This is a genomic window from Achromobacter sp. 01N37, assembly GCF_056399725.1.
In genome coordinates this window covers 240,953-266,246 of the sequence record NZ_JBFTRX010000004.1, presented here as the reverse complement: position 1 = coordinate 266,246, position 25,294 = coordinate 240,953, and the positions used below count along the sequence as shown (strand labels likewise).

The window sequence follows — 25,294 nt, the reverse complement described above, 5'->3', positions numbered from 1 at the left end:
TACTTGTTTTATAGGCGTACAGCATCAAACGCCGCGCGAGCGCCTTCTATGGGCGCGTGCGCACGGCGCAGCAATGGCGGCCGTCAAACGACGGCCGCAACATCGAAATCAAAGGCTGGGCAGCAGGCCGGCGGGCATCAGGCCATTCATGACATGCGCGCTGAGCAGGCCGCTGGCCGCCGCGATGTCAGGCGCGAAGAAGCGGTCTTCTTCGTAATGCGGCACCTGCTCGCGCAGCGCGCGGCGCGCCTGCTCAAGCTTGGGCGACGTCTTCAAGCCTTCGCGGAAGTCCAGGCCCTGGCAGGCGCCCAGCCATTCGATGGCCAGGATGTCGCGCACGTTCTCAGCCATGGCCCACAGGCGCTTGCCCGCGTTGGGCGCCATGGAAACGTGGTCTTCCTGGTTGGCGGACGTGGGCATGCTGTCAATGCTGGCGGGGTGCGCCAGCGCCTTGTTGTCGCTGGCCAGCGCGGCGGCCGTGACCTGGGCGATCATGAAGCCCGAGTTGACGCCGCCCTTTGCAACCAGGAACGGTGGCAGCTGCGACATATGCTTGTCCATCATCAGCGCGATGCGCCGTTCAGACAGCGCGCCAATTTCCGCCAGCGCCAGCGCCAGGTTGTCGGCCACCAGCGCCACCGGTTCCGCATGGAAGTTGCCGCCAGAAATCACGTCGCCTTGGGCGGTGAACACCAGCGGGTTGTCGGACACCGCGTTTGCTTCAATTTGCAGCACCTGCGCCGCATGACGAATCTGCGTCAGGCAGGCGCCCATCACTTGCGGCTGGCAGCGCAGGGAGTAGGGGTCTTGCACCTTTTCGCAATCCGCATGCGAATGGCCGACTTCGCTATCGTCGCCCAGCAGTTCGCGGTACACGGCCGCCACGGCGATCTGGCCGGGCTGGCCGCGTGCGGCGTGAATGCGGGCGTCAAACGGCACGCGCGAGCCCAGCATGGCTTCCACGCTCAGGCTGCCGCAAACCAGACCCGCGGCCATCATGTCTTCGGCTTCGAACAAGCCACGCAACGCGTAGGCCGTGGACACCTGCGTGCCGTTCAGCAGCGCCAGCCCTTCCTTGGCGGCAAGCGTCAGCGGCACAAGGCCTGCACGCGCCAGCGCCTCTTGCGCAGGCAGCCATTCGCCTTGGAAGCGCGCGCGGCTTTCGCCCAGCAGCACCAGCGACATATGCGCAAGCGGGGCCAGGTCACCCGATGCGCCGACCGAACCTTTCAGCGGGATGTGCGGGTAGACGCCCGCATTCACCAGCGCAATCAGGCTGTCGATGACGTGGCGGCGGATACCGGAATAACCACGCGCCAGGCTGTTGATCTTCAACACCATGATCAGGCGAACCATCGCGTCATCCAGCGCCTCGCCCACGCCCGCCGCGTGCGAGCGCACTAGCGACGTCTGCAACGCTTGCAGGTCTTCGCGCGCGATCTTGGTAGAGGCCAGCAAGCCAAACCCGGTGTTGATGCCGTACACGGTACGGCCTTCCGCGATGATGCGTTCAACCGTCGCCACGCTGGCGTCGATGGGGTCCGCCGCACTGGCGTCCAGCGTCAGGCGCACGGGCTCGTGATACACACGGCGCAGATCCGACAAGGTCAGGTGGCCGGGCTTGATATGCAAATCCATTCTTGATCTCCTACGCCGGTCAGCCGGCTTCATGCAATGTCGTGGTTACGCGGGTTCTTGCGTGGGCCGCCGCGCCGACGCGTCGGACGCATCGGCCTCAGGACGCGGCCCGCGCCGCGCAAACAGGTAATAAAGGATGCTGGGCACGATCAGCCCGATGATCCACGAGATATCCACACCCCCCAGCCGCTCGACCATCGGGCCGGTGTACAGCTTGGTCGAGATAAAGGGCATCTGCACCAGCACGCCAAACGCATAAACCAGAATGCCGGGCAGGTTCCAGCGCCCGTAACGCCCGTTCGGGTCGGACAGCGCCGGCACGTCGTAGCGCTCGCGGTTGACGAAGTAGTAGTCCACCAGATTCACCGCGCTCCACGGCACGAAGAACGCCAGCAGGAACAGGATGAAGGACTTGAATGCGTTCAGGAAAGAATGCTGGCCGATCAGCGCCACGGCCGTCGCCGCGCCCACGATCAGCACCACCGCCACCGCACGCTGGCGCCGCGTGATCTCGACATGGCCCCGAAAGCCGCTGACGATGGTTGCGATGCACATGAAGCTGCCGTACGAATTCAGCGTGGAAATCGTGACCTTGCCAAACGCGATGCTGAAGTACAGCAGCGCCGCCATCGTGCCTGTGCCGCCCAGCCCGACGATGTACGCCACCTCGCGCCCCGCGAACTGGCCCGCCGCCATGGCCGCAGCCAGCACGCCCAGCACCATCGCAATCTGCGCGCCCAAGACAGACCCCAGCCCCACCGCCACAAACGTCTTCACCGGAGACGTGCGGCTGGGCAGGTAACGCGAATAGTCCGCTACGTAAGGGCCATATGCGATCTGCCACGATGCCGCCAGCGACACGGCCAGCAGGAATTTGTCCCAACTGAAATGCCGGATCTGCAGCAGCTGGCCCACGTCTCCCACCGCGATAACGCGGCTGAACAGGTACACGAAGGCGATCAGCCCGAACACCGTGGCGATGCGGCCGATGATGTGGATCACGCGGTAGCCGAACAGCGTGGCCGCGATGATCACGGCCGCGAAGATCAGGATGCCGGTGGTGTCGCTGACGCCGAACAACTGGCCCAGCGCCTGCCCCGACAACACCGTGCCCGTGGCGGTGAAGCCCAGGTACATCAGGCACACCAGCACGATCGGTATCGCCGCGCCGTACACGCCGAACTGCACGCGGCTGGAGATCATCTGCGGCAGGCCCAGTTTCGGGCCTTGCGCCGCATGCAGCGCCATCACCCCGCCGCCCAGCACCTGCCCGATGAACAAGCCAATCAGCGACCAGAAGACGTCACCCCCCAACACCACGGCAAGCGCCCCGGTGACAATGGCCGTGATCTGAAGGTTGGCGCCCATCCACAGCGTGAACTGGCTGTAGAGCTTGCCGTGCCGCTCGGATTCCGGAATGTAGTCAATGGAGCGCCGCTCGATCAGCGGCGCGGCGCCTGGCTCACCGTGCTGCGCCATCGCGTTGCCCCGAGGTCACCATGGGCAGGTTCAAGCCCTGTTCCTTCGCGCATTCGATCGCGATGTCGTAGCCGGCGTCGGCATGCCGCATCACGCCGGTGGCCGGGTCGTTGATCAGTACGCGGGCGATGCGTTCGGCGGCGGCGTCGGTGCCGTCGCACACGATCACCATGCCCGAATGCTGCGAGAAGCCCATGCCCACGCCGCCGCCATGATGCAGCGATACCCAGGTTGCGCCGCTGGCGGTGTTCAGCAGGGCGTTCAGCAGCGGCCAGTCAGACACGGCGTCCGAGCCGTCGCGCATCGCTTCGGTTTCGCGGTTGGGGCTGGCGACCGAGCCGGAATCCAGGTGGTCGCGGCCGATGACGATGGGCGCAGACAACTCACCAGACCGCACCATTTCATTGAAGGCCAGACCGAGCTTGGCGCGTGCGCCCAAGCCGACCCAGCAGATACGCGCCGGCAAGCCCTGGAAGCTGATGCGCTCGCGCGCCATGCTTAACCAGTGGTGCAGATGCGCGTCGTCGGGAATCAGTTCCTTGACCTTGGCGTCCGTCTTGTAGATGTCTTGCGGGTCGCCCGACAGCGCGGCCCAGCGGAACGGGCCCACGCCACGGCAGAACAGCGGCCGGATGTAGGCGGGCACAAAGCCGGGAAAGTCGAACGCATCGGCCACGCCTTCTTCCTTGGCCATCTGCCGGATGTTGTTGCCGTAGTCGAACGTGGGAATGCCCTGGTGCTTGAACGCCAGCATCGCTTGCACATGCACTGCCATCGATTGCTTGGCGGCCTTGATGACGGCAGCGGGTTCGCGCTTGGCGCGTTCGCGGTAGTCGTCCCACGTCCAGCCGGCGGGCAGATAACCGTTCAGCGGATCATGCGCGCTGGTCTGGTCGGTGACGAGGTCGGGCTTCACGCCACGGCGCACCAGCTCGGGCAGGACGTCGGCGGCGTTGCCGCACAGCGCGATGGACACCGCACGGCCTTCCTTGGTGTAGCGGGCGACGCGCGCCAGCGCGTCATCCAGATCGGCGGCTTGTTCGTCGACATAGCGTGTGCGCAGGCGGAAATCGATGCGGCTTTGCTGGCATTCGATGTTCAGCGAGCACGCGCCGGCAAGCGTTGCCGCCAGCGGCTGCGCGCCGCCCATGCCGCCCAGGCCCGCCGTCAACACCCAGCGGCCCGTCAGGCTGCCGCCATAGTGCTGGCGGCCGGCTTCGACAAAGGTTTCGTAGGTGCCTTGGACGATGCCCTGGCTGCCGATGTAGATCCAGCTGCCGGCGGTCATCTGGCCGTACATCGCCAGACCCTTGGCGTCGAGCTCGTTGAAGTGCTCCCASGTGGCCCAGTGCGGCACCAGGTTSGAGTTKGCGATCAGCACGCGCGGCGCGTTGGCATGCGTCTTGAACACGCCGACGGGCTTGCCCGATTGCACCAGCAGCGTCTCGTCGTCGTTCAGTTCCTTGAGCGATTCAACGATTTTGTCGTAGCAGTCCCAGTCGCGCGCGGCGCGGCCAATGCCGCCATACACCACCAGTTCTTTGGGGTTTTCGGCCACGTCGGGGTCGAGGTTGTTCATCAGCATGCGCAAAGGGGCTTCGGTGAGCCAGCTCTTGGCGGTCAGTTGATTGCCGCGCGGGGCGCGGATGACGACGTCGCGATATCGGGTCGGTTGGTCCAAGAGGCTCTCCTTGATCGGTTCGGCCGCGCGAACGACGCGGCGCGGCGGTTGCCCGAATCATAGGATGCCTATGCTTGTATATACAAGATGAGAAGACCATTATTTGGCTCAGGGATTTCCCCAATGAAAAATGCCGGACCTTGATCGGGTCCGGCACGTTCGATAACCAATGGGATCACCCCGGCCAGGGGTCAGGCGTTCAGCAAGCGCGGGGCTGCAATTCAATGACGCAGGCATCCACCCCGCCCGCGGCATCCAGCTGGTATTGCGCCAGCCCGCTCTGGCCTTCCACATGCAGGCAGTCATAGCGCGACGGCAACGCGTGCGCCGCGCCGTTGATGCGCACCGTCAGCGCCTGGCCCGCATTCAGCACCAGCACGCTGTGCGCCGCGCTGTGAAAGGTGCAGGCCGCCGACACCCATTGCAGCCGAGCGTGATAACGCGCCGGCGCGTAGAACAGATTGAAATCGCGGATGGCGCCGTCCAGCAGCCGGCAATCCACCTGCGCATCACCCAAGAACGCGTACGCCTTGCGCGGCGCAAGCGGCGCTTGTTCGTGGCCATCGACCGTCAGCTGGATGCCCTGGCCTTCCAGCACCGTGATGATGCGCTGATACCCCGTAAACGCCGAGAAGCCGCCGTCCTGCGCCACATCGGCAATGGACAGGCGCCAATCGAACGCCGCCGTGCTGCCGCCCGGGTTGCAGGCAACCTCTTGTGTCGTGCCGCCGCCGTTGCGCCACGGCATGCGCGGATAATCGGCCGCGCGGTACAGATGGATGTCGGGGGTATTCATGTCGTGAACTTGCCTTCCAGGCGGTGGCGTGAGCCGGGGTGGATCAGGCGCGCCAGGGTGACGGCGCGGTCGCCAGACCACGTGCGGCGGCTGATAAGCAAGCAGGGTTCATCGCGTTCGATCTGTAGCAACTGGCATTCTCGCGGTTTGGCCAGAATGGCTTCAACGACGTGTTCGCCTTCGCTCAAGGGCGCAACACGCGTCAGGTATTCGTAGGGCGTGCTCTGCGTGAAATCCTGCTTCAGATAATCCGGCGCAAGCCGCACATTGACGTAACGGTCTTCCAGCTGAATCGGCACGTCGTCTTCGAAATGGACGATGACGGAATGGAACACCGGCTGGCCCGCACGGATCTCCAGCGCCTGCGCCTGTTCCGCGCCCGCCGCCTCTTCGGCCAGGCGCACGACGCGGCTGTGATGGCGGTGATTGCGCGCCGCAATCTCGTCGGCAATGTTGTTGACGGCAAACAGCGCCGACCGCGCCTTGGGCTGCGCCACAAACGTGCCCACGCCCTGCATGCGCACCAGCAGGCCCTCGGACGTCAGCTCGCGCAGCGCGCGGTTGATCGTCATGCGGCTGAAACCCAATTCATCGACCAGTTCGCTTTCGGACGGCACACGGTAGTGCGCGGGCCAGGCGCCGCTGCGTATCTGCTGCGCAATCATCTGCTTGACCTGTGCGTATAGCGGGGCGGGCAGGGCGTTGGTCTGGGCGGGCAATCGAGGGGGGGAAGAAGCCACGGGGGAGTCCTGGTGTGCGACGGGAAAAATCGGGTTCTAGTATAGACAGGTACACATGTCTTGCGAACGGGAACCGAATTTCCGTATACTCCCCCCCTGTATCGTTTTCGGAGCCTGCCGTGCCGCATTCGCCGGAAGAAAAGAAGCGTGTCGTCACCCGCCTGCGCCGTATCCAGGGGCAGGCGTTAGCATTGGAACGCGCGGTCAATGAAGGCACGGAGTGCGGCGCGCTGTTGCAGCAACTGGCCGCCTTGCGCGGCGCCGCCACCGGCCTGATGGCCGAAGTGCTGGAAAGCCATCTCCGGGAAACCTTCCTGCAATCCGCCCAGGGCGGGCCGCCAGACGCGAAGATCGACCCCGCAGCCGAGGTCGATCAACTGATGCGCATCGTCCGTTCCTATTTGAAGTAAGCCCACCCGACATTCGTGGAGTAACCGCTATGAAATCACGCGCAGCAGTCGCATTCGGACCCGGCAAGCCGCTGGAAATTGTTGAAATCGACGTCGCCCCGCCGCAGCGCGGCGAGGTGCTGGTGCAGATCACCCACACCGGCGTCTGCCACACCGACGCCTTCACCCTCAGTGGCGACGACCCTGAAGGCCTGTTCCCTGCCGTGCTGGGCCACGAAGGCGCGGGCATCGTCGTGGAAGTGGGCGAAGGCGTCACGTCGCTGAAGCCCGGCGACCACGTCATTCCGCTCTACACGGCCGAATGCCGCGAGTGCAAGTTCTGCCTGTCCGGCAAGACCAACCTGTGCCAGAAGGTGCGCGCCACCCAGGGCAAGGGCCTGATGCCCGATGGCACGTCGCGCTTCAGCTACGAAGGCAAGCCGATCTACCACTACATGGGCTGCTCGACGTTCAGCGAATATTCGGTCGTCAACGAGATCTCGCTGGCCAAGATCAACCCCGCCGCCCCGCATGAAAAGGTCTGCCTGCTGGGCTGTGGGGTTACCACGGGCATTGGCGCCGTGCACAACACCGCGAAGGTCAAGGAAGGCGACACCGTCGCCGTGTTCGGCCTGGGCGGCATYGGCCTGGCCGTGATCCAGGGCGCGGTGCAGGCCAAGGCCGGCCGCATCATCGCGGTGGACACCAACCCGAACAAGTTCGTGCTGGCCAGCGCCATGGGCGCCACCGATTGCATCAACCCCAAGGACTACGACAAGCCCATCCAGGACGTCATCGTCGAACTGACCGACGGCGGCGTGGACTTCTCGTTCGAGTGCATCGGCAACGTGCACGTGATGCGCGCGGCGCTGGAATGCTGCCACAAGGGCTGGGGCGAAAGCATCATCATCGGCGTGGCCGGCGCGGGCCAGGAAATCAGCACGCGTCCGTTCCAGCTGGTCACGGGCCGCGTGTGGCGCGGTTCCGCCTTCGGTGGCGTGAAGGGCCGCACGCAGCTGCCGGGCATGGTCGAAGACGCCATGAGCGGCAAGATCGATCTGGACCCGTTCGTGACGCACACGCTGCCGCTGGAACGCATCAACGAAGCCTTCGACCTGATGCATGAAGGCAAGTCGATCCGCACCGTGATTCACTTCTAAGCGTCACGTTCGCGGCAGGTTCCGGCAGGCCCGGCGCGCAATGCGCCGGGCCTGTTTTTTTATGACGCGCCCAAGACAAGTTCGCGCGCGTTCATGACACCGCTGTCATTCATCTTCACGTCATCTTCGGCCGCAACCATTCGCCCTTCATAAACGAGGGATCACACGAATGATTACGTGGAAGAGGAATGCGGGCGCGGCCATGCTGAGCGCCCTGTTGCTGGCCGGTTGCGGCGGCAATGACGATGATGACGACACGTCCGCCAGCCCGGCGCCAGAACAGCCCGCGCCCGAGCAACCCGCCGCCAGCCGGCCGATGGAACTGACGATCCTGCACATCAACGATCATCACTCCAATCTGGACAGCAAGAAAAAAGATCTGAAGCTGAAGAACGCCGCCGGTACGGCGGTGACGGCGAATGTGGACGTGGGAGGTTTCCCGCGCGTCACCGGCGCCATCAACGCGCTGTCGGCGCAGTCCGCCAACGTGCTGAAGCTGCACGCGGGCGACGCCAACACCGGCACGCTGTACTTCAACCGCGCGGGCGAAGCCGGCGAGGCCGATGCGGCCATGATGAACACGGTGTGCTTTGACGCGATGACGCTCGGCAACCACGAGTTCGACAAGGGCGACACCGGATTGAAGCGCTTTATCGACCTGCTGCACGCCGGCACATGCCAGACGCCGGTGCTAAGCGCCAACGTCACGTTCGCCGACGCCTCGGCGTTGAATCCGTCACGCGCCCCCGGCATGGTCAAGCCGTCGATCGTGTTGCAGCGCGACGGCCAGGCGATCGGCCTGGTGGGCCTGACCATCGCCAACAAGACGCAGCAATCGTCCAGCCCCGACGCGGGCACACTGTTCTCGGATGAAGCCGCCGCCGCGCAAACGCAGATCGACGCGCTGCGCGCCCAAGGCGTGAACAAGATCGTGGTGATGAGCCATATCGGCTACGACTACGACAAGCAGATCATCCCCAAGCTAAGCGGCGTTGACGTCGTGGTGGGCGGTGATTCGCACACGCTGCTGGGCCCGGATTCGATGGTGAGCTACGGCGTGGGCACGCCGTCGGGCGCTTACCCGACCGTGCTGCAAAACAAGGACGGCAAGCGCGTCTGCCTGGTGCAGGCCTGGGAATACTCGCAGGTGGTGGGCGAACTGAAGGTCAGCTTCGACGCCAACGGCGACGTGACCGAATGCGCCGGCACGCCGCACGTGCTGATGGGCGACGCGCTGACGGTGGGCGGCGCCGCCCCCGCCGCCGCCGACAACACCGCCATGCTTGCCGATGTGGCGGCCAGCGGCTTCCTGCGCATCCAGCAGCCGGACGCCCAGGCCGCAGCCGTGTTGCAGCCGTTCAAGGCAAAGGTGGACACCTTCAGCGCCAGCATCGTGGCCTCGGTTCCGCAAGAGCTGTGCTCGYGCCGCGTGCCGGGGCTGACGCGTGACCGCAGCCGCTCAAGCGCCGACTGCAACACCCTGGGCAGCGTCGACCTGCGCGGTGGCGACATGCAGCAACTGGTGGCGCAAGCCTATCTGGATGTGGCCAACGCCAACTACGGCGGCGCAGACATCACGCTGCAAAGCGGCGGCGGCGTGCGCGTGGCGCTCAAGGGCAATGTGACGGCGGCCAACGTGATCGAGGTGGTGCCGTTCGGCAACATGCTGTGGCGTCTGGACGTGACCGGCGCCGAGGTCAAGGGCATGTTGGAAGACGGCATGCAGGCGGTGTTCGGCGCGGGCGGCTCCACGGGTCCGTACCCGTACACGGGCGGCTTGCGCTGGGATGTGAACGGCGCGCAAGCGCAGGGCAGCCGCGTCACCAACATCGAAGTGCTGGATGCGGCCACCAGCACGTGGCAGCCGCTGAACGCCGCGCGCACCTACAAGCTGTTCGTGTTGAGCTTTAACGCAACCGGCGGCGACGGCTACAAGACGCTGGCGAGCGTGCCCGCCGAACGCCGTCAGGACATCGGCGTGCTGGACGCCGACGTGCTGCAAAGCTATATCGACAAGCAAGCCAAGGACCCCGTGTCCGGCCTGCCCGTGCTGAACCTGCTGCCCGTCAGCCTGTACAGCACCAAGTCGTATAGCGAATAAAGGAACGGATCAGGAGGTCAGGCCGAATTGCCGGCCTGGCGTCTGGCCTTCCAGGTACACCTTTTCGGTCTGGCCGACGAAGCGCGCCAGCGAAAATTCCCGCAGCGCCGTGCTGCGGGCTTCTTGCCCCATCTTCACGGCGATGCTGCGGTCATTCAAAATCGACGATACCGTCGTCAGCACGCTGCTGACTGAACCGGGCGGCACCACCCAGCCGTTGCGGCCGTCGGTCACGTTCTCGGTCAATCCGCCCACCTTGCTGACGATGACGGGCTTGCCGGCCGCCATCATTTCGCGGCAGGCAAACGAAATCGTCTCAAGCCGCGACGACAGCACGAAGCCCACATCCAACGCCGCCAGGAACGGGCGCACGTCATCCAGCAGACCCGTGAAAATAACCTGATCCGTCATGGCCAGATCGGCCACGCGCTGGCGCTGCTCGTCATCGGGCGCCTTGCCGGCGATCAGAATCACGACCTGATCCCGCTGATGCTCGGGCAAGAGCGACACGGCGGTCACCATGTCCAGCCAATTCTTGTAGATGGCGGTGCCGGCGTTGCTGCCGATCACCAGCCGGCGCTGCATGCTGGCCGGCAACAGGGCGGCACGCGCCGCCGCCGCTTCTTCTGCGCTGGCCGGTTGATATTGCTGCGTGCAAACGCCGTTGTGCACCACCCGCAGGTCTTCATCGCGGAACACAGAATCTTTCATACGGCGAAAGGTGTGGCCGCACACGCAGATGACGCGGTTCGTGCCCCACTTCGCGCGCATGCGCACACCCAGGCTGTTCGAGGCCCGATCGGTGTGTTGCGTGTAGACGATGAACGGACGCTTGGCGCCCATGCCCACCGTGGCCAGCATGCACAGGCGATGGTCGGCAGACCCATTCACATGGATGACGTCGAACTGCTCTTTGCGCAGCAAGGTGCGCAAGCGGCGCAACGCGCTTAACTGCTGAAACGGGCGCCCCTTGAACTCCAGGTCGATGGAATGCACGCCGGGCAAGGCATGCGCCTCGGCCAGCAGACGGCTGCCGCGCGGCGCGGCAACCGTAATGTGCGCGCGCTGGCGCAGCATGCGCGCCAGCGACATCACATAAGTGGTGTGGCCGCCGCCATCGCCCTGATGGAAATTGGTGTAGAGAATCTTCATGATGTAAGGCCCGAGAGCAGTTGCGGGGAAGGCGGAGACTCCCCTTGATTGAGCAAACAGCTCCAATGACGCTTTTCGAATACGTCATCGCCCAGACGGCTGCCGGGAGACAAGTTGTAGACCTTGACGCCACGTGCGGCGAGCAAGCGGCTGGCCGCGCGGAAAGCGGGTTCGATGTGGCCGGTGAATTGGCGGTCAAGTGCGGTGGCCAACTGCGCCCCGGGTTGTTCGTAGAAGCGCGGCCCAGCCGCCGCGGTCAGGTCCAGGCCGTGCAGGTACACGGTGCGCGCCCCCATCCAGGCCAGCAGCTGCAACGCCGTGTATGCCACGGTGCCGCCGCCAAAGAGGCCGCGCGCGGGGTTCAGGCTGAAGCCGTGCGCGTGTTCAGGGTTGTGCGCGTCGAACAGCACCAGCTCGGGGTCACGCGCCAGTTGCGCTTCGAGTTCATCAGGTTGCGCGCGCGGTTGCAGCGCGCGCTGGTGCACTTCTTCGAACAGCGCGATGCGGCAACGGATGGCGCCGGCATCAAACAGGAAGGCAATCCAGCGATAGACCTCGGGCGTGACGAACAGCAGCAGGTCTTGCGACAGCACCTCGGCCACAAGATCGCGCCGGCGCTTGACGAAGCCGGCGTCCAGCATCGCGTAGTAATCGAAGCGCAACGCCGGATGCTGGCGGCGCAGCGCGATGGACCCGTTCACGCCCATGACGGAACGTAGACCGCATTGCGCGTAATCGATCTGCGCAACCGACGGACCGCTAAGAATCAGGTGTGCGTCGCCGTGAATGGCGCGCGGCACCTGTCCCATCGGCAGCGTGGCCGGCCCGCGCACGCCCACCAGATCGCACGCCACCAGTTGCTCGCTGCCTTCGCGCCGCACCTTCACCAATGGCCACAGCGTCTCGTTGTGCCGATAGGCTCCGCCACGCGTGTAGCGGTAAAAATAGCGAAAGCCTTTGGTCAACGGACGCGAGCGGAGCAGGCGAGGGACAAGCGCAAAACGGGTCATGAATGGGTGCCACTGAAAGCGCGGCGAAACCTAGCGAGAGGCGGATTCTACTCAGCCGCCCCCCCTCACGACGGGTTCGAAACATTTGAGATGTAACAGCATTGGCGGCCGCCATTTGCCCCTTAATTTGGCGGCTGCCACCTGGCGTTTCCGGGCTTCCCACATAGCGGAACGGGGGGGCAGCCAAACGCGTCGACATTGCACCAGAACCGTGCATGCGCACTGTGCCTTCGGCACTAGCCGGCCTGATCCGGGCGGGACGCGCCAACGTACCTTCCATTACGTTTTGCGCCAAAACGAAAGGCGACTGCAAGCAAGCACCGCAGCCGCCGGTTGCCGCGTTCAGCGCGCGTGGCGCACGCTCATCAGGCTCAGGATCTCGAACATGATCTGCGCGCCCGCATGCGCGGTGTTCGCCGTGGCGTCATAGGCCGGCGCCACCTCAACCAGATCCCCGCCCACGATGTTGATACCCGCCAGCCCGCGCAGCATCGCCTGCGCTTCGCGCACCGTCACGCCGCCAACCTCTGGCGTGCCGGTGCCGGGTGCGAACGCCGGGTCCAGGCAATCAATATCGAACGAGACGTACACGGGCGAGTCGCCCACCACCTCGCGGGCGCGGGCGATGATGGCCGGGACGCCCATCGTGGCGATGTCTTCGGCGTGAATCACCGTCATGCCGGACGCGTACGAGAATTCCCACAGGTATTCCGCCGCGCCGCGGATGCCGATTTGAATGGTGCGGGTGGGGTCCAGCACGCCATCCAGCACGGCCTGGCGGAACGGGCCGCCGTGATGGAAGCGGCTGCCATCAAACGGGCCACCGGTGTCACAGTGCGCATCAAAGTGGATCAACGCCAACGGTTGTTCGCGCCCCAGCGCCCGCAGGATCGGCAGCGTGACGGAATGGTCGCCGCCGGCGGACAACGGCATGACGCCCGCCGCGTGAATCTTGGCGTACGCGTCTTCGATGTCCTGATGCGATTGGTCCAGGCTGAAGCGGCTGCGCATGGGCACGTCGCCAATGTCGGCCACGCGCAGGTCGCGCGTGGGCGTACAGCGCAGCACGTGGTGGTACGGGCCGACGCGTTCAATGGCGCGCAGCGCGCGCGGCCCGAAGCGGCAACCGCTGCGGTTGCTGGCGCCCAAATCCATCGGCACGCCTGTCAGCGCCACTTGCAGGTCACCGAAGTCGGGCGCGCTCCAATCGATCTGGTGTGCGGGCGCATCCATCAGCGTGGGCATGCCCGCGTAAGGCGCGCTGCGCGTGCCGCTGGCGTCGATGATGTTGGCGGCCACGGCGCTGAAATGCGGGTCGTGAATCTGCGCTTCGTTGTCGCCGCCAAAGCGGGCGCGCAAGGCCGCGAGCTTGTCGGGGGTGTAGGTCATGCTGGTCTCCTGTCAGGGATGGATGGGGGGATGGCTGATGTCGGCGGGTTCATTCCGCCCCGGCTGGGCGGGCGGGCGCGTCGCGATGCCGCTGCGGGGCGGGCGCTTCCCGGTGTCGCTGCGGGGCGGGCGCGTCGCGGTATGCCCGCGCCGCCTCCGCGCGGCCCAGCAGGCTGATCGCAATGAAACTGATGGCGCTGGCTGCCAGCGCGGCATACACCGGCGTGTTGGCCGCCAGCCCGTCTTTCAACATGAAGCCAATCGCGGTGAAGCAGCCCAGCAGCATGCTGGCGATGGCGCCCGCGGTGGTGGCGCGGCGCCAGTAGATGGCGCCCAGCAACGGCACCAGCATGCCGCCCACCAGCAGGTTGTAGGCGCAGGTCAGGGCGCTGAGCACGTCGTCCACCACCAGCGCGATACCCAGCGCCGACAAGCCCGCCAGCAGCGTGATCAGCCGGTTCAGGCGCACATCTGTGAACGCGCGGCCGCCGCGCAGCGCGGGCAGCAGGTCTTCGGTCAAGACGGTGGACGTGGCCAGCATCGCCGCGCTGGCGGTGGACATCATGGCCGCCAGCGCCGCCGCGATGACCAGCCCCCGGATACCGTCCGGCAAGCTGGCCTGCACGATGGCGGCAAACGCGTTGTTCACATTGTCCAGATCGGGCAGCAGCACTTTGGCGGTCATGCCGATCAGCGCGCCCACCAGGCCGTAGACAATGCAGTACAGCCCCGCCACGGTGCCCGCCACCTGCGCCACGCGGGTCGTGCGGGCGGTGAAGACGCGCTGCCAGATTTCCTGCCCGATCAGGATGCCCAGGAAGTAGATGACAAAGTACGTGATGATCGTGCTCCAGCCGATGGCCGCCATGTCGAAGCTGGCGGCAGGCAAACGCGCGACGAGCTCATCCCAGCCACCGACTCGCATCAAACAGATGGGCAGCAAAATGAACATCAGCCCCACCGTCTTGATCACGAACTGCACGATGTCGGTCAGCGTCAGCGACCACATGCCGCCCACGGCGGAGTACAGCGCCACGACGCCGCCGCCCACCACCACCGATACCCAGAACGGCAGGCCGAACAGCACCTGCATGACGGTGCCGATGGCAATGACGGAAGTGGCCGCCAGCATCAATGCATACGCCATCATCACCAGCGCGCTGACGTGCTTGGTGTTGGCGGTAAAGCGCCGCTCAAGCACCTGCGTCACCGTGTAGATGCGCAGCTTCAGCAAGGGCTTGGCCAACACCAGGTTCAGCACCATGATGCCCAGCCCCAGCGCGGCGCATAGCCAGAAGCCCGAGATGCCGTACACATACCCCAGCCGCACTGTGCCGACGGTGCTGGCGCCGCCCAGCACGGTGGCGGCCATGGTGCCCATGTACAGGCTCGGCCCCAGATTGCGCCCGGCCACCAGAAAGTCTTCCTGCGTCTTCGCGCGCCGCATGCCGTACCAGCCCAGCAGCAACATGCCCGCCAGATAAATCAAGACGACGCCAATGTCCAGAATCATGTCCCACACCTCCCCACACGCCTATCGCCGGCATCACACCGAGCCGGATAGAAGTTATTAATCGCCGTTTCACCGTATTGCAGTGCCCGGCCGTTTTGATGTGCGGTCGGTCGCCTCGTTCGGCCGCCCCGACAGCCCTGTGGATAATAGGAATGACGCCAACGCTGATCCATATCTCGTTCGACTTACAAGCATCGATGCACGTCGATGTTTTATAGGTGCCAACCCTATGCTTTCCCAAGTTTCCGACCTTGATCTCCGCTTGATCCGGGTGTTTATCGCCATCGTGGATGCGGGCGGCGTGTCGGCCGCGCAGGACATGCTGGGCGTGGGGCAGTCCACCATCAGCAGCCAGCTGGCCACGCTGGAAACCCGGCTGGATTTCAAGCTGTGCGAACGCGGACGCGGCGGCTTCCGGCTGACGGCGAAAGGCCAGCGTTTTGAAAAACTGGCGCGCGGCGCGCTGGCGTCGTTGAACACCTTCAGCGCCGAAGCGCGCAACATGCATCGGCAGTTGGTGGGCGACCTGACGCTGGGCCTGATCGGCAACGCCACGATGGCGCACAACGTGCGCATCGGACAGGCCATCGAACGCTTCCGCCAGCGCGACGAAGCGGTGCGCTTGTCAGTACTGATCCGCGGGCCGCGCGAACTGGAAGAGCTGCTGTTGAAAGACGACATGCAAGTTGCCGTGGGCTACTTTCTGCACCGCGTGCCGATGCTGGACTACACGCCGCTATTCCAGGAGCGCCAGGTGGCGTACTGCGGCTCAACGCATCCGCTGGCGCCGCGCGCCGGCCACGTCACGGTGGACGAGGTGGCCAACGCCGACTGGACCTGGCGCACGTATCCGCTGCCAGAAGCCTCGTTCACGGGCCGGCCCCGCCGCATCACGTCACAGGCCGACAACATGGAGGCCGCCGCCATGCTGATTCTGTCGGGCGCGCATCTGGGCTATCTGCCTGAACACTTTGCCGCGCCCTATGTGGCGGCGGGCCTCTTGCACGCGCTGGACGCCAACACGTTTCGCTATGACGTCGACATCAGCATGGTGGCCAAGAAGCGCCCGTATCTGAACGACATCACGGTGGCGTTCCTGGAGGACATCCGGGCGGCGCTGGGGGTTGCGGCCAATGACGGCGCGGGCGGCCACCCTGGCCGCACGGAAGTCAGCGGCATCTGATATTGTTCCCGAACGCCCTTACGCCTTTCACCCACGCCCGATGCCGCTACGCCCCGACTCCCCCGCCTTGCAAGACGCCATTGCCGACGCCATCAGCACGGCCACGCGCGGCGCAGGCCGTGTGAACATTCTTATCGCCGGCAAAACGGGGGTAGGCAAAAGCACGTTGATCAACGCCGTCTTTCGCGGCGAACTGGCCAAGACCGGCGCGGGCAAACCCGTCACGCAAAGCACGCAGGAATACACAAAGCCCGGCCACCCGCTCACCATCATCGACACGCGCGGCCTGGAAGTGGGCGACTACGCGCGCTCGCGCCAACAGCTGACGGACCTGATCCAGGAACGTTCCGCCTCGGACGACCACGACAAGCATGTGCACGTGGCCTGGCTCTGCGTCCAGGACAGCAGCCACCGCGTTGAAGACGCCGAAATCGAACTGTGCGACATGCTGGCCAACGCCGGCATTCCCGTCGTGGCCGTGCTGACGAAAGCGCGCAAGAACAGCCCCTTTCTGGACGAGGCGCGCAAGCTCTTGCCGCGCGCAAAGCAGGTTGTGGCGGTGCGCGCGCTGCCAGAATGGATCGACGAGCTGGACGCCGAGCTGCCGCCGATGGGCCTGGACAACCTGATCGAAGCCACGGCTGAATACATCCCCGAGGCGCAGCAACGCGCCTACGCCAACGCGCTGTCCACCCGCAACAAGAAGGCCCTGGAAGTAAAAAAAAAGCGGGCTGAGATAGAAGTGAATGTGGCCGCAGGGCTGGCCGCATCGGCCGCCGCGGCGCCCATTCCTTTCTCGGACGCCGTTGCGCTGGTGCCCATTCAGGTCGGCATGATCGCGAAGATCGGCATCACCTTCGGCATGGAGCTGAACACCACTGCGATCACCACGCTCGTCACGTCAACCTTGGGCGCGTCGGCAGCCACGCTGATCGGGCGTTCGGTCGTGTCGGGCATGCTGAAGTTCATTCCCGGCGCGGGCAGCGCAATCGGCGGCACCATCGCCGCCACCACGGCGGGCGCCATCACCAAATTGCTGGGCAACGCCTACGTGGCGGTGCTGTATGACTTCTGCCAGAAGAACCCCGGCAAGGACATCGACATCGCCATGATTGCGCAGGCGTTAAAGCAGCGGGTGAAGCTGTAGATCGCTGCAATCAAATGTGTTTCAGCGACACGATTCGCAAGAATCGCGCTTTTCCTGCTAACGCGTTAAATATTGCGCGCTCCACGACGTTAAGCCGTATATCCCTCAGTTTTTTCGCGGGACAGCCCACGTGTGCGCCGGCAAGGCGCGCAAGACGCGGCCGCTCCAGCCCGCCCCCCATCCAATGATCATCGACAACTCCGACGTCATGTACCGGCACCTTGTGCAGGGCGTCGTCGACTACGCCATTTACATGCTCCATCCGGACGGCACCGTCGCCAACTGGAATGCCGGCGCCCAGCGCGCCAAGGGCTACACCCAAGAAGAAATCGTCGGCAAAAATTTCGCCTGCTTCTACAGCGAAGACGACCAGGCGGCCGGACTGCCGCAATTCGGCCTGGCGACCGCGCGCGAACAAGGACGCTTCGAGGCCGAGGGATGGCGGGTGCGCAAGGACGGCACGCTGTTCTGGGCCAACGTCGTCATCGACGCGATCTACGACGAGCAGGGTGCGCTGCTGGGCTTTGCGAAGATCACGCGCGACGTCACCGAACGGCGCGAACGCGAGCAACAGCTCTTGAAGGCCAAGGAACTGGCCGAACACTTCAATAGCGAACTGACGTCGCTGTCGAGCTTCCTGGAAGCCGTGGTGTCGCACATTCCGTCCTGCGTGCTGGTGCTGGACGCGGTGTCGCGCAACATCCTGCTGGCCAACCGCCAGGCGGAGACCACCTTCGGCGCGTCGCGCAGCGACATGATGGGTAAGCCTGCGCAGCGCAGCCTGCCCCCGCCTGTCTGCGCGCTGTTCGACCGGCTGACCAATGAAGCGCTGCGCTCGGATGGCGGCTTGCGCGAAGCCGAAGAAGAACTGATCACCGCGCGCGGCCCGCGCACCTTGCGCACGAAGACACTGGTTTTCCACAGCAACGACCCGCGCTCGCGCTACGTGCTGCTGATTACGGACGACGTCACCGACGAAAACGCGGCGCATGCGCAAGTGCGCTACATGGCCCACCACGACACGCTGACCGGCATGCCGAACCGGCGCCTGTTCCGCGAACAATTACTCAAGGCATTGAGCAGCCGGACGGGCGGGCGCAGCACGGCGGTGCTGTGCCTGGACCTGGACAACTTCAAGAGCGTGAACGACACGCTGGGCCACCCTTGCGGCGACGAACTCTTGCGGCTGCTGGCCAAGCGCCTGCCCAAGAGTTTGCGCGAGCACGACACGCTGGCCCGCCTGGGTGGCGACGAGTTCGCCGTGGTGCTGCCCAACATCGGCGAAAAAGACGACGTGCGCAAGATGGCGGAACGGCTCATCGACGTGGTGCGCCAGCCGTTTGAAGTGGACGGCCACACCGTGCCCATCAGCGTCAGCATCGGCATCGCGCTGGCCGAAACGGCCGACTGCACCGCCGACCATCTGCTGCGCTACGCCGACATGGCGCTGTACGAAGCCAAGCGCAATGGCCGCAATTGCCTGGCCTTCTTCAAGCCCGAGATGGAGACGGCGGCGCTCAAGCGGCATGAAGTCGAAATGGATTTGCGCCAGGCCATCATGTGGCAGCAGCTGCAACTGCATTACCAGCCCATCATGGACGTGAGCCATGTGCGCATCGTGGGCCGCGAGGCGCTGATGCGCTGGCAGCATCCGGTGAAGGGCCTGATCATGCCCAGTGACTTCATCCCCATCGCCGAAGAAACCGGGCTGATCCACGAGCTGGGCGCCTTCACCTTGCACGAGGCCTGCGCCGAAGCGATGCGCTGGGACGACCATGAAACCGTGGCCGTGAACCTGTCGGCCAGCCAGTTCACCAATAGCGCGCTGGTGTCGCTGGTGGAGTCGGCGCTGTCGAAGTCCGGGCTGCCGGCGCGCCGGCTGGAGCTGGAAATTACCGAATCCGTGCTGCTGGCCAATTCCGCCGCCAACCTGAACACACTGAATCGCCTGAAGGAGCTGGGCGTGAAGGTAGCGCTGGACGACTTCGGCACGGGCTATTCGTCGCTGGGCTATCTGCGTTCGTTCGAGTTCGACAAGATCAAGATCGACAAGTCGTTCACGCAAGACGTGGAATCCAGCAAAGAGGCGCTGGCCATCATCCGCGCCATCAACGGCATCGGGCGCAGCCTGGACATTCCCACCACGGCGGAAGGCGTGGAAACCGCCGAACAGCTGGACCGGCTGACGCAGGAAGGCTGCTCGCATTTCCAGGGCTATCTGCTGGGCCGGCCGGTGTCGCACGACGCCACAGCCGAAGCCACCGCCGACGCCACACCCAACGCCCCACACACCGCCGCACCCGGCGCCGCAGACTAGCGCGGCCGGACGGCCCCGGAATCAGGGGCCGTCCCCGCAATTCGCGGCCCCTGGCGCGCCCGGCCAGACCTATACTTTTCAAATCATCGGGTGCGCTGCGACGCGCCATCCTGCCCGATGCCTGCCGTGCCGCGCGTCGGAAGTGCCATCACGCAAGCCGCCCCAGCGGGGTCTCCCCCGGAGCGCTGCGCAAGGAGAATTCCATGACTCGCAAATACATCGACTGCCGCGAATTTCCGAGCGACATCAATTGCTCGGTGGCCTTTGCCGCGGATTCCGACGACGAGCTGTTGGAAACCGCCGTGCAGCACGCCACCACCGTACACAAACACACCGACTCGCCCGAACTGCGCACGCAACTAAAAGGCATGTTCCGCGACGGTACGCCGCCCGCAGATTCACCGCAGCGCGTTTGACCGCGCTGCTTACCAGGCCAGCGTCTGCACAAACTGCGCGACGCCGGTCTGGATACCCTCCGCCGGCAGGGGCGCCCTTAGAATGCTGCGGCGCTTGTCCCGGTCCACCACCCAAAACACCATCTGCGCAGGCGGCGCACCGAACGGCCCGCTCAGGCTGATCGTGCGGCCATCATCGGGCTTGGCTTCCACCTGGAACGTATATTGACGGCCTTGTACCGCACCCTTCATGCCTTCCTGCGCGTGCGGCGCGAAGGCCTCGGTATTCAGGTTCAGAATGCGCAGGCCCAGGTTGTCTTCAATGAAGGACCGCATGGACGCTTCCAGCTTGTCGTCTGGCACCGCTGCGTTCTGGTTCAGCGCCAGGCCCAACTGTTCGCCTGTCTTCAGATTGCGATAGTAAAAGCGGTTCGAGTCGATGGGCTCCAGCCGGAATTCGCCGATGCGCAACGGCAGCGTCATGCCCGTGTCGTCGTACACCACCACCGGGCTTTTTTCAGCGAGTGACCATCCATCGCCCAAGCTGCCCACCCACTGGATGAACTGACGATTCAACGCCACTGCTTCCTGCGTGCGGCCTTGGCGGTAGGCCACATCGGCGGCGATATCCAGCGCGGTCTGATAGAGCGATTCGTCGTGATACGCCTTGCTCGCATGCGCCCAGGCCGGCAGCGCCAGCTCCAGGCTGCGCCGGGCTTCGGGCAGATCGTCGCGGTCATAGGCGGCGCGGCCGATCACGGTATTCAAGCGCGCAATCTCCAGCGGAAAGACCGCATCGGGCAGGGCGGCTTCAGACAGCTCGGCCGCCTGGTCCCAGTCATGCGCCATCGACCAATACGAATCGATTTCGCGGTCCTGCTCCTGCATGGTCTTGTCACGGAAGAGGCGCACATCCCCCGTCCACGTCATGGCGTCAAACAGCTCACGCAGTTGGGCGATGGCCGCGTCCTGCTTGCCTTGCGGGAACGAGGCGCGCGCCTCGACATACCACTCGCCGCGCGCCGCGATCCATTGCGCTTCAATGCCCTTGCCGCCGGGGTAGTCGGCCTGCAACGCGCGCTTGGCGGCCACGGCGTCCTTGAACGGCAAGCCCGGCAACGCGGCTTCCGTGTCCGGCGCCGGTGTCTGGTCGCCTTCGGGTTCGCCCATCCGCCTGGCCAATGCCTGGCGCCGCGCTTGCGCGTCTTTGGCGCGCAGGTCTTCGCGATACGAGACCCAGATGCGGGCCGACAGCGCACTGCCGTCGTCCAGGGTTTGCATGTAATCCAGCTGCGCGCGTTCCGTGCGGCTGTCGGCCGGCTTGAAGCTGACCAAGGCCCAGCGGCCCGTGGCAAGCGGCAGGCTCATGCCGGCCAGCGTGTAGTTCAAGCGGCCAGCGGCAGCATCACGCGTCCAAAGTCCGGGGTAGGCGTTGCCCTGCGCGTAAATGCGCGCCTGCAAGCGCGCCACATCGGCGGCTTCGTTGGCGGCGGCGGCTTCGCGCACGGCCATCACCAGCAGTTGTTCCGTGGCGTCTTCGCTGGCGTTGCGCTTGTCGAAAATGACGATTTGCGCTTCGGCCTCGCGGCGCGCGTCGCTGTAGCGCTGTTGCTTGTGCAGCAGGCGGACGAGCGTGGCGACGGCATCGTATTCTTCGTAGTGGTTTTCGCCCTGGCGCGCCGCCTCGACTGCCTTGCGGGCCGCGCCGGTAGCGGCGGGCCAGTCCTTTTCAGCGATCAGGCGATGGGCCTCCTGCATGTGCTGCACGAAGGGGGAAGTCTGCGGCGGGCTGGCGTCGGCGGATGCCGGAACGCTTGTGGCGGCGTCCTGATTCTCCGCCCATGCCGCAGCGGGCCAGAGGGTTGCGCTGGCGGACAAGAGCGCGGCGGCAAGCAGCGTGCGAGTCAGAGGGGTGAGCATGGGCGCCATCTTAAAACTCCCGCACTTCGTCCATGGCCTCTTCCACGCGCGCGCGGTCCAGTGCGTCGATGCGGTCGCCCGCCACCTCGCGCCGCTTGGCCTCCACCGCGTCGACGATGCCCATCAGCGCCATGTAGATCTGCTCGCGTTCCACCGTTTCAATGAAGCTGGAACGGCGGTCCATGGCGTTGAAGCCTTCGGTGTACGCCAGCACAACGGGCCGCAAGGCGTCGGCCAGCGGACCGGCTTGCGTGGCCATGTCAGCCGCCAGCTTCAGCGCATCGGTGCGTGCCTTGCGGTACAGCGTGGCGGCCTTCTTGGCTTGCGCCGACGTCACGAATTCGCTGCCATCCCATTCGCGAAACGGGTTGTCCAGATTCGCGGCCAGCCACTCGGGCTTGCGCGGCTGGCGCACGCTCAGGTTCAAGCCGCGCGCCGTCTCGGCCTTGTAGGCTTTCTTGGCGGCCGCCGCCAAATCAGCCGGCACGCTGGTCAGCCACAGCATGGCCAGCGCTGGCCATGCCGACGGCCCCGGCAGGGCGGCATCCGCAGGCGGGAACACGTCGTTAAGCATCAACGTAGTCAGCGACTTCAATGCCGCCAAGCGTTCCAAGCCCTGCAAGATTCCCGGTGCGCCCCAGATGCGCAGGTCCTGCAAACGCGGGAACGCCTGCACGATGTCGTTGGCGTCCAACGACTTCACGCCATGCAGGTTCAGCGACGACACCTCAGGCAAGCCCGACCACACGGGCGCCACGGCTTGAAGGTTCACCGTGAGCCAACGGCCGTTGTCTTCGCCATGCACCACCAGATCGGCGCTGGCCGTGCCGTTCAACGTCAACGTATCCAGGCCGTCGTTCAGATGGATTTCGCGCACGCCCGTCATGTCGATGGCCACACGCCCCAGGTTCGTGCCGCGCAGATCGATGACGGGCGTGTCCTGGCCCGACAGAATCAGTTCGTTGATCGTAGGCCGTGTGCGCAGCCACGGCAGCAGCCCAGGCACGGGCGCATCGGCTTCCACCGTGGTCAGCAAGGGCAGGGCATCCAGGTCCGCCAGCGAGGCCAGCGCGCTCAGCACCTTGCCGTTCACGCGGCCCGTGGACCGCGTCAATGCCAGGCCGCCCGCCTCCAGCACCACTGTCTTGTCGTGGCGTTCTTCCCGGGCCGCCGTCTTGAAACGCGCGCGCACGTCGGCATCGATGGCATCCCAGCGGCGTTGCAGAAAATGCGTATCGCCATCCGGCCAGCCACCGCCAAAGCTCTGGGTATCGGCCGTGACCAGCGGCTCGCGCCGGCCCACATGCTGAAAGCGCTGCGGCACAGGCCCTTGCAGCCACAGGTGCTGGCGGTGCGCATTCCAGAACATGAAGTCGAAACTGCCGGGCCGCATGGCGTCCAGCGCCGCGTCGTCGGGCAGGCTCTTGCCCAGCCAGTCCAGCGTCAACACCGCCAGTAGCCCCGCGCGATTTTCGCCCCCCACATGGGTCACTTGCACCGCCGTATAGGCATCGAGTCGGCTGTTATGAACGACGTAGATATCTCCGGGCGCAGGCGTCATCGTGGCGGGTCCTTTTGGCGATTTAAAGGGGGCCAGTATACGGGTGCAGGGTGTCACGGCCGTGGGGGGGCACCCTTGCCACCCCACGTGCTACTCCCGCGGAATATCCTCCGCCCGCACCGCCCGCCCCAGCAGCCAGCCCTGGCCGATGGTTGCGGGTTGGCGCGACGACAGGTATTGCGCCTGCTCTTCGGTTTCGATGCCTTCGACGATCAGCCCCAGGCCCAGCTCGCGCGAGATATCAATGACGTGGTCAATGATGAGCGTGCCCGCCTGCTCCGCGCCAATCGCCTGCGTGAAGCGGCGGTCCAGCTTGATGGCGTCGGCCTGGATCTCGGCCAGGTAGTTGAGGTTGGAATTGCCGGTGCCGAAATCGTCGATCAGTATCCGGAACCCCTGACGGCGCAAGGTGCGAATCGTACCCAGCACATGGCTGTCCGCCAGCGGCGTGCCTTCGGTGATTTCCAGCGCCACCCGTTGCGGCGCGATGCCTTGTTCGTTCACCCGGCGCAGCAAGAAGTCGGGATACGCGTCGTTCTGCAAATCTTCCGCCGACACATTGATGCTGACGTAGAACGCCGGGTCGGTGCGCAGGCGTCCGGCCAGCTCGTGCAGCGCCCGCTCCGTCACCAGCCGCGACAGCTCACGCCCCAGGCCGATCTCTTCCGCCAGCGGCACGAACAGCGCGGGCGGCACGGCCGAGCCGTCGCGCGCGCGCCAACGCGCCAAGGCCTCCACGCCCACGAGCCGGCGCGTCGCCAGTTCGCGCAGAGGCTGATAGCGGACCTGCACATCGCCGCGCCGGATGGCTTTGCGCAAGGTGGCGCGATCGCTCTTGGATTGTTGGCGCCACAACACGCACAAGCCCGCCAGCAGCCCGCCCACGAGCGCGCCGGCAGAGGCCAGGATCAAGGCGGGCAAGGGGAACCACGACTGCACATGGGCGCGCGACACGGCGCAGATGTCCACCGTGCCGGGCGCGCATTCCGCAATCACGCGTTCGGCCCGCCAACGGGTTTGCGACGCGTTGTCGCCTTGGTTGAATGCCAGCCCGTCAGTGCGGCCAAAGCGGCGGAACACATGGGCGCCATCGCGCGTTTCGACTTTGGCGTCGATGCCGGAGCCCGGTTCGGGAAACCCGTCAAAGGCGCCCGGCGCGGTAAACACCACCACGTTATTGCGCGCGGCCATGTCGCCGATGATGCGGCGGTCGATGATATTGGCGGCGCCCACCCATAGCGTGACGCCGTTACGGGTCTTGAAGGCTTCGGGCGGCAACGCGTGGGGTTCCGCCAACAGCCCCCACGCAGCGGAACACACCAGCATGCCGTCACGCAGGCGGCCGATGTCGCGCAGAAAGGTGGCGTTGAACAACAGCACGCGCAACGTCGCAATGTCGGACGCCGAGCAAAGCGCCGTCGTGTGCGTGGCGGCGTCGATCAGGCGATGGCTTTCCTGCGCCACGCGCAGGGCGTGGGCCAGCAGGCGGGAATTATGGGCCGCCAGCCGGTCGTCGACCTGATTCAGTTCAATCAGCCGTCCGCCCAACAAGCCCGCCAGGAAACCCAGCGTCGACATCAACAGGACTACGGCCGTAATTCGAATACGTGACATCGGGGTAAGGGAGGGACACTGGCGGCGCTTCTCAACGGGAGCACCTGCGCGTAAGGCAATGTAACCGCAAGCGTCCCGTCCCCCAAAAAGAAAAACGCCCATCTCGTGA

At 65.2% G+C, this 25,294-nt stretch carries 19 protein-coding genes; 7 read left to right on the top strand and 12 right to left on the bottom strand.

The features are described 5' to 3' along the window. Positions 1-108: 108 nt before the first annotated feature. The 5 genes from hutH to hutC all read right to left on the bottom strand — a co-directional run bounded on the left by hutH (position 109) and on the right by hutC (position 6,334). Positions 109-1,638 carry a histidine ammonia-lyase gene (hutH, locus tag AC1DSJ_RS10155; RefSeq protein WP_175170616.1) on the bottom strand — a complete coding sequence of 510 codons (1,530 nt, stop codon included), beginning with the start codon at positions 1,636-1,638 and terminating at the stop codon, positions 109-111. 45 nt (positions 1,639-1,683) lie between these two features. Continuing rightward, a complete protein-coding gene (locus AC1DSJ_RS10150; RefSeq protein ID WP_441371378.1) occupies positions 1,684-3,117 on the bottom strand; it encodes a purine-cytosine permease family protein in 1,434 nt (477 codons plus the stop codon). After that, entirely contained in the window at positions 3,101-4,798 is a 1,698-nt protein-coding gene (gene hutU / locus AC1DSJ_RS10145; RefSeq protein ID WP_441371377.1) for a urocanate hydratase, read from the bottom strand. Before hutU ends, AC1DSJ_RS10150 begins: the two co-directional genes overlap by 17 nt. Positions 4,799-4,997: 199 nt before the next feature. Next, complete coding sequence (locus AC1DSJ_RS10140) at positions 4,998-5,594, bottom strand: HutD/Ves family protein (RefSeq protein ID WP_441371376.1); 597 nt, start codon at positions 5,592-5,594, stop codon at positions 4,998-5,000. Continuing rightward, a complete protein-coding gene (hutC, locus tag AC1DSJ_RS10135; protein WP_175170620.1) occupies positions 5,591-6,334 on the bottom strand; it encodes a histidine utilization repressor in 744 nt (247 codons plus the stop codon). The genes AC1DSJ_RS10140 and hutC overlap by 4 nt, the downstream gene beginning before the upstream one ends. A 119-nt stretch (positions 6,335-6,453) precedes the next feature. On the opposite strand from hutC, the gene AC1DSJ_RS10130 reads away from it, so the two are divergent. The 3 genes from AC1DSJ_RS10130 (at position 6,454) to AC1DSJ_RS10120 (ending at position 9,984) form a co-directional block, all read left to right on the top strand. Continuing rightward, positions 6,454-6,744 (top strand): metal/formaldehyde-sensitive transcriptional repressor, encoded by a 291-nt coding sequence (locus tag AC1DSJ_RS10130; RefSeq protein WP_054421139.1) that lies wholly within the window; start codon positions 6,454-6,456, stop codon positions 6,742-6,744. A 29-nt stretch (positions 6,745-6,773) separates the two neighbouring features. After that, a complete protein-coding gene (locus AC1DSJ_RS10125) occupies positions 6,774-7,883 on the top strand; it encodes an S-(hydroxymethyl)glutathione dehydrogenase/class III alcohol dehydrogenase (RefSeq protein ID WP_054421138.1) in 1,110 nt (369 codons plus the stop codon). 169 nt (positions 7,884-8,052) lie between these two features. Further along, positions 8,053-9,984 carry a bifunctional metallophosphatase/5'-nucleotidase gene (locus AC1DSJ_RS10120; RefSeq protein ID WP_476760304.1) on the top strand — a complete coding sequence of 644 codons (1,932 nt, stop codon included), beginning with the start codon at positions 8,053-8,055 and terminating at the stop codon, positions 9,982-9,984. A 9-nt stretch (positions 9,985-9,993) separates the two neighbouring features. On the opposite strand, the gene AC1DSJ_RS10115 is transcribed toward AC1DSJ_RS10120, so the two are convergent. The 4 genes from AC1DSJ_RS10115 to AC1DSJ_RS10100 all read right to left on the bottom strand — a co-directional run bounded on the left by AC1DSJ_RS10115 (position 9,994) and on the right by AC1DSJ_RS10100 (position 15,048). Next, positions 9,994-11,136 (bottom strand): glycosyltransferase, encoded by a 1,143-nt coding sequence (locus tag AC1DSJ_RS10115; RefSeq protein ID WP_175170622.1) that lies wholly within the window; start codon positions 11,134-11,136, stop codon positions 9,994-9,996. Next, on the bottom strand, positions 11,133-12,146 hold the full coding sequence (locus AC1DSJ_RS10110) for a hypothetical protein (RefSeq protein ID WP_175170623.1): 1,014 nt from the start codon (positions 12,144-12,146) through the stop codon (positions 11,133-11,135). The genes AC1DSJ_RS10115 and AC1DSJ_RS10110 overlap by 4 nt, the downstream gene beginning before the upstream one ends. 342 nt (positions 12,147-12,488) lie before the next feature. Continuing rightward, complete coding sequence (speB, locus tag AC1DSJ_RS10105; protein WP_441371374.1) at positions 12,489-13,535, bottom strand: agmatinase; 1,047 nt, start codon at positions 13,533-13,535, stop codon at positions 12,489-12,491. 49 nt (positions 13,536-13,584) lie between these two features. After that, positions 13,585-15,048 carry a sodium:solute symporter family protein gene (locus tag AC1DSJ_RS10100; protein WP_346552505.1) on the bottom strand — a complete coding sequence of 488 codons (1,464 nt, stop codon included), beginning with the start codon at positions 15,046-15,048 and terminating at the stop codon, positions 13,585-13,587. Between the two features lie 229 nt (positions 15,049-15,277). Between AC1DSJ_RS10100 and AC1DSJ_RS10095 the strand changes: the two genes are divergently transcribed. From AC1DSJ_RS10095 to AC1DSJ_RS10080, 4 genes are all read left to right on the top strand, one after another. Further along, positions 15,278-16,231, top strand: coding sequence for a LysR family transcriptional regulator (locus AC1DSJ_RS10095; protein WP_441371373.1), 954 nt, complete (start codon positions 15,278-15,280; stop codon positions 16,229-16,231). Between the two features lie 40 nt (positions 16,232-16,271). Then, positions 16,272-17,378: a YcjF family protein gene (locus AC1DSJ_RS10090; protein ID WP_441371372.1), complete on the top strand. Its 1,107-nt coding sequence runs from the start codon at positions 16,272-16,274 to the stop codon at positions 17,376-17,378. A gap of 184 nt (positions 17,379-17,562) precedes the next feature. After that, positions 17,563-19,695 carry a putative bifunctional diguanylate cyclase/phosphodiesterase gene (locus AC1DSJ_RS10085; RefSeq protein ID WP_441371371.1) on the top strand — a complete coding sequence of 711 codons (2,133 nt, stop codon included), beginning with the start codon at positions 17,563-17,565 and terminating at the stop codon, positions 19,693-19,695. Between the two features lie 203 nt (positions 19,696-19,898). Beyond that, positions 19,899-20,111, top strand: coding sequence for a DUF1059 domain-containing protein (locus AC1DSJ_RS10080; protein WP_054421132.1), 213 nt, complete (start codon positions 19,899-19,901; stop codon positions 20,109-20,111). 9 nt (positions 20,112-20,120) lie between these two features. Here the strand turns inward: AC1DSJ_RS10080 and AC1DSJ_RS10075 are convergent, their stop codons facing one another. The 3 genes from AC1DSJ_RS10075 to AC1DSJ_RS10065 all read right to left on the bottom strand — a co-directional run bounded on the left by AC1DSJ_RS10075 (position 20,121) and on the right by AC1DSJ_RS10065 (position 25,149). Beyond that, positions 20,121-22,010 carry a hypothetical protein gene (locus tag AC1DSJ_RS10075; RefSeq protein WP_441371370.1) on the bottom strand — a complete coding sequence of 630 codons (1,890 nt, stop codon included), beginning with the start codon at positions 22,008-22,010 and terminating at the stop codon, positions 20,121-20,123. Positions 22,011-22,020: 10 nt separating this feature from the next. Beyond that, positions 22,021-23,571, bottom strand: coding sequence for a hypothetical protein (locus AC1DSJ_RS10070; RefSeq protein WP_441371369.1), 1,551 nt, complete (start codon positions 23,569-23,571; stop codon positions 22,021-22,023). 90 nt (positions 23,572-23,661) lie between these two features. Beyond that, positions 23,662-25,149 (bottom strand): EAL domain-containing protein, encoded by a 1,488-nt coding sequence (locus tag AC1DSJ_RS10065; protein WP_441371368.1) that lies wholly within the window; start codon positions 25,147-25,149, stop codon positions 23,662-23,664. Between the last annotated feature and the right edge of the window lie 145 nt (positions 25,150-25,294).

Excerpts from the sequence above, each read along its gene's own strand:
- hutH (WP_175170616.1), bottom strand. The coding sequence starts at position 1,638 with ATGGATTTGCATATCAAGCCCGGCCACCTGACCTTGTCGGATCTGCGC.
- AC1DSJ_RS10150 (WP_441371378.1), bottom strand. The coding sequence starts at position 3,117 with ATGGCGCAGCACGGTGAGCCAGGCGCCGCGCCGCTGATCGAGCGGCGC.
- AC1DSJ_RS10140 (WP_441371376.1), bottom strand. The coding sequence starts at position 5,594 with ATGAATACCCCCGACATCCATCTGTACCGCGCGGCCGATTATCCGCGC.
- AC1DSJ_RS10115 (WP_175170622.1), bottom strand. The coding sequence starts at position 11,136 with ATGAAGATTCTCTACACCAATTTCCATCAGGGCGATGGCGGCGGCCAC.
- AC1DSJ_RS10110 (WP_175170623.1), bottom strand. The coding sequence starts at position 12,146 with ATGACCCGTTTTGCGCTTGTCCCTCGCCTGCTCCGCTCGCGTCCGTTG.
- speB (WP_441371374.1), bottom strand. The coding sequence starts at position 13,535 with ATGACCTACACCCCCGACAAGCTCGCGGCCTTGCGCGCCCGCTTTGGC.
- AC1DSJ_RS10100 (WP_346552505.1), bottom strand. The coding sequence starts at position 15,048 with ATGATTCTGGACATTGGCGTCGTCTTGATTTATCTGGCGGGCATGTTG.
- AC1DSJ_RS10095 (WP_441371373.1), top strand. The coding sequence starts at position 15,278 with ATGCTTTCCCAAGTTTCCGACCTTGATCTCCGCTTGATCCGGGTGTTT.
- AC1DSJ_RS10090 (WP_441371372.1), top strand. The coding sequence starts at position 16,272 with ATGCCGCTACGCCCCGACTCCCCCGCCTTGCAAGACGCCATTGCCGAC.
- AC1DSJ_RS10085 (WP_441371371.1), top strand. The coding sequence starts at position 17,563 with ATGATCATCGACAACTCCGACGTCATGTACCGGCACCTTGTGCAGGGC.
- AC1DSJ_RS10080 (WP_054421132.1), top strand. The coding sequence starts at position 19,899 with ATGACTCGCAAATACATCGACTGCCGCGAATTTCCGAGCGACATCAAT.
- AC1DSJ_RS10075 (WP_441371370.1), bottom strand. The coding sequence starts at position 22,010 with ATGCTCACCCCTCTGACTCGCACGCTGCTTGCCGCCGCGCTCTTGTCC.
- AC1DSJ_RS10070 (WP_441371369.1), bottom strand. The coding sequence starts at position 23,571 with ATGACGCCTGCGCCCGGAGATATCTACGTCGTTCATAACAGCCGACTC.
- AC1DSJ_RS10065 (WP_441371368.1), bottom strand. The coding sequence starts at position 25,149 with ATGTCGACGCTGGGTTTCCTGGCGGGCTTGTTGGGCGGACGGCTGATT.